We start from the raw sequence: 3,464 nt of genomic DNA, 5'->3' as shown, positions 1-3,464 counted from the left end.
TCCAGCCGGTCTCGAGGTTCGCCTCGCGCTGCGGCCCCACCAGGTACGACCCCAGCACCGGGGTGGTGGCCGGGTCGAGTCCGAAGGGAAGAGCGACGGTCGACTCGTTGACGCCCTCGGCGCCCTGGCCACCGGCGGTGCCGGCACTCTCGCCGGTGGTGACGGAGGGGCCGCCGCCGGGCTCCTGGGTGGTGTTGGCGGCACCGGGATCGGCCACCACCGCGTCCGCGGACAGGTCGGGTGCGACACCGTCCGGGGTGAACCCCGAGTTGTCGCCGGCCTCGATGGCCGCCGCGCGGTCCGCGGGGTCGATCGCGCCGTCCGGTCCGGGGGTCGCGGCGAGCGGGGTGAGCATGCCGGCGTTGGCGTCGGGCTCCACCAGGACGCGGTCGGCGAGCATGCACGGGTTCCCGGCCAGGGCCGAGAAGTTGCCGGCCGCGATCGTGTACGCCGGGTACTGCTTGTGGACCCCCTTGGCGAACGAGGCGACGGAGAACACGACGAGCAGACCCGCGACCACCGCGATGGGTGCGGCGGCGATCGTCCGCACCCGCCGCCGGCCCTCGCGCGTCCTGGGCGCCTGCGTGCCCACGTAGTCCTGCCTGAGATGCTGCCAGCCGGCATAGGCGAAGGTCAGGACCGCCAGACCCAGGAGCACGGTGGCCGCGTCGATGCCGCGGACACTGGGCGCCTTGTCCCACCAGGGGATGCCGTAGCTCGAGACGTACCACCAGCCGTTGGGTCCGGCGAAGGCCAGCGCGAGCACCACCAGGATGATCCCCAGGAACACGGTCCGGTTGCGGGCGGTGCGGACCGCGGACGCGGAGATGGCCATGGCGCCGAGCGCCGCGATCGCCGCGCCGATCCCCGCGTAGACACCGAAGTGGTGGGTCCACTTGGTGGGGGAGAACATCATGAAGAACGCGGTGCCCACCACCACACCGACCAGGCGCCAGACGGGCCCCGAGGCCGCGCCCGGGATCTTGCCGCGGCGCAGCAGGGTGCCGATCACCATGATGAGGCACAGCAGGACCAGCAACACCGGGAGTCGACGCGAGAGCGAGCCGTCGACCGTCGGGATCATCAGGTAGTAGTAGCGGACGAACTCCTCGAACCAGTTCAGGTTGGGGCCGATCTCGCCGCGCACCCGGATGGCCTCGAGCACCGAGGCCAGGGACTGGATGCCGAAGACGCTGATGAGCACCATGGTCCCCGCGGCGAGCACCGGGGCGACCAGCGCGAGGTGAGACCCGACCTCGCGCCCGCGCACCACGACGGTGCGCAGGACCGGGCGCAGTCCCATCACCAGCGCGGCGACGGCCATGAGTCCGGTGGGGCCGGTGGCCAGCGAGAACGAGGCGACGATCACCGCTATCGCGTACGGCAACATGCGTCGGGTCGCGATGGCGCGTTCGACGGAGACCCAGGTCAGCAGCGCGCCCAGGGCGATGACGGGCTCGGGCCGCAGGCCGTTGTTGAAGGCCATCCAGAAGGCCAGGAACACGGCGGCGGCGCTCCACACGACCACCGGGGTGGTGCGCGCGGCGCGGCCGAGCCGCGGCAGGACCTCGCGGCTGATGACGAGCCAGCACAGGATCGCGGCGACGAGCGCGGGCAGACGCATCCACGGGCTGGCGGTGGACACGTGCGCGAGCATCGTGAGCAGGTCGTAGTACGGGGAGCCGAACGGAGACTCCGGGACGCCGTACCAGCGGTAGTAGTTGGCCATGTAGCCGGCGGGGTCGGCGGCCCGGGCCATCGACATGATGTACCCGTCATCGGAGGTGTTGCCGCCGATGAAATGCCACACACCGAGCGTGCCGATCACGGCCACGTCCGGTAGCCGGATCCTGAACCACCCGCGGGGCAGGAACCGGCGGGACCGGCGGCCGTCGGTCTGGTCGAGCCCGTGCAGGGCCCAGAGGGCCACAGCGGTGGCGATCAGCCCGATCACGATGGCGGCCCACTTGAGGGCGGTCGGGTCGGTGGTGAAGCGGGAATCGACCTCTACGGCCACCTCGAGGCCGTCGGGGACCACGGTGTCGGAGGGCAGGTCGGTGTAGATGCCCACGACCATCGGTCGGAGGTCGTCGGCATCGACCCGGCGGGCGGCGTCGTCGATGCCCTCGAACTCCGCCTCGACGAAGGTCGGGGCGGCGGTCACGGTCAACTGCGTGCAGTCCCCGGCGGCGACCTCCTCCCGCGGTGCGGAGACGATGACCCGGTTGCGGGAGACCACGTCGACCGTGTCCGCGGAGGCCCGGACGAACAGTGCCCGGTCGCCGGCCTCCTCACCACCCGCCGGGGCGGTGGACAGCAGGATCCCGCCGTCGGCGGGCAGGTCCGCGACCAGGGTGCAGGGCACGGAGGCGGTGAACCGCTGGGGCGAGTGCGCCATCAGCGGCGCGGTCACCGAGTCGACCGATCCGTTCTGTGGCCACTGCACGCTCGATGTGGTCTGGGTGACCGGCAGGAACGGCAGGGAGAGGAAGCACAGAGTGCCCAGGAGGCCGCTGACGATGGCGACGAGGCGGAGCCTCGCGACACGGGCGTCGGCGGCGACCGGGCCGGAAGCAACGGTGGAGTCTGACACGACGCCCGATTCTAGGCGACGGTCACTTCATGGGACCCGGCGTGGTCCAGCCCCACTGGACGGAACTGCTGCGCACGAGGTCCGCGGGCGTCGCCCCGGGGTCGAGGGGTTCGAACCGTTGGAGGGAACCCCAGTCCCGCGACCAGTCGTGGTCGAGGTAGGTGGGGACGGTGACGGCCTCCACCGTCTGGGTGGTCCACAGCAGTGGTCCGCCGCCGCCCGCGCTCTGCCACCAGTTCGCGGCGGCCGAGGACTCGCGGTCGGCGAGGATCCGGTAGCGGGGGATCTCTGCGACCCCGCCGTTGTGGACGAACGGGCGCTGACAGGGGAAGGCCAGGGCCACCACCCAGTCGACGAGCACCGGGTCGGTGTGGCCCACGACCTCGTCGAGGGTGCGTAGCCGGGGGTTCCGGGGCGGGGTCACGGCGAGCCACCAGTCGGGGTCGAGGTTGCCGTCGGTCGCCACCACCCGGACGACCTCGGCGTCGGAGGGGATCGACTCGAGGGGGATCCTGAGGTTGCGCCAGGCGGGGGCGGGACCGATGTCGACGGGGGTCGTGGAGCCCATGACCTCGAAGTCGGTGGGGCCCGCCGCGCCGACCCGGCCCGGTCGGCCGTACTCGATCGTCAGATCGCCGTTGCCGATGCGGCCGGCCGCGGCCATCACCAGCAGGGGGCTGTTGGGGCGGCGGGCGGGCAGCTCGTACCAGGCCGACGTGAGTTCGGCGGCGACCTGGGGACCGCGACGGTAGGAGCCCAGCACCGGTGTGGTGTCGGGGTCCAGGCCGAAGGGCAGCGCGACGGTGGAGCCGTTGACGGTGACCTCACCCCGGCCGCCGGTGGTGCCCGCGTCGACGCCGTCGCCCGGCTC

The 3,464-nt window shown here is 72.3% G+C and carries 2 protein-coding genes; both read right to left on the bottom strand.

The features are described 5' to 3' along the window. A partial coding sequence (locus G6017_RS09350) for an arabinosyltransferase domain-containing protein (protein ID WP_347237975.1) occupies positions 1 to 2,593 on the bottom strand: 2,593 nt, incomplete at its 3' end. Positions 2,594 to 2,615: 22 nt separating this feature from the next. Then, positions 2,616 to 3,464, bottom strand: an 849-nt coding sequence (locus G6017_RS09345; RefSeq protein WP_182617086.1) for an arabinosyltransferase C-terminal domain-containing protein, incomplete at its 5' end; no start/stop codon positions are given.

This window comes from Dietzia sp. B44 (assembly GCF_014145245.1).
GTDB lineage: Bacteria > Actinomycetota > Actinomycetes > Mycobacteriales > Mycobacteriaceae > Dietzia > Dietzia natronolimnaea.
The sequence above is the reverse complement of the archived record's forward strand: the minus strand, read 5'-3'. Positions and strand labels throughout refer to the sequence as shown.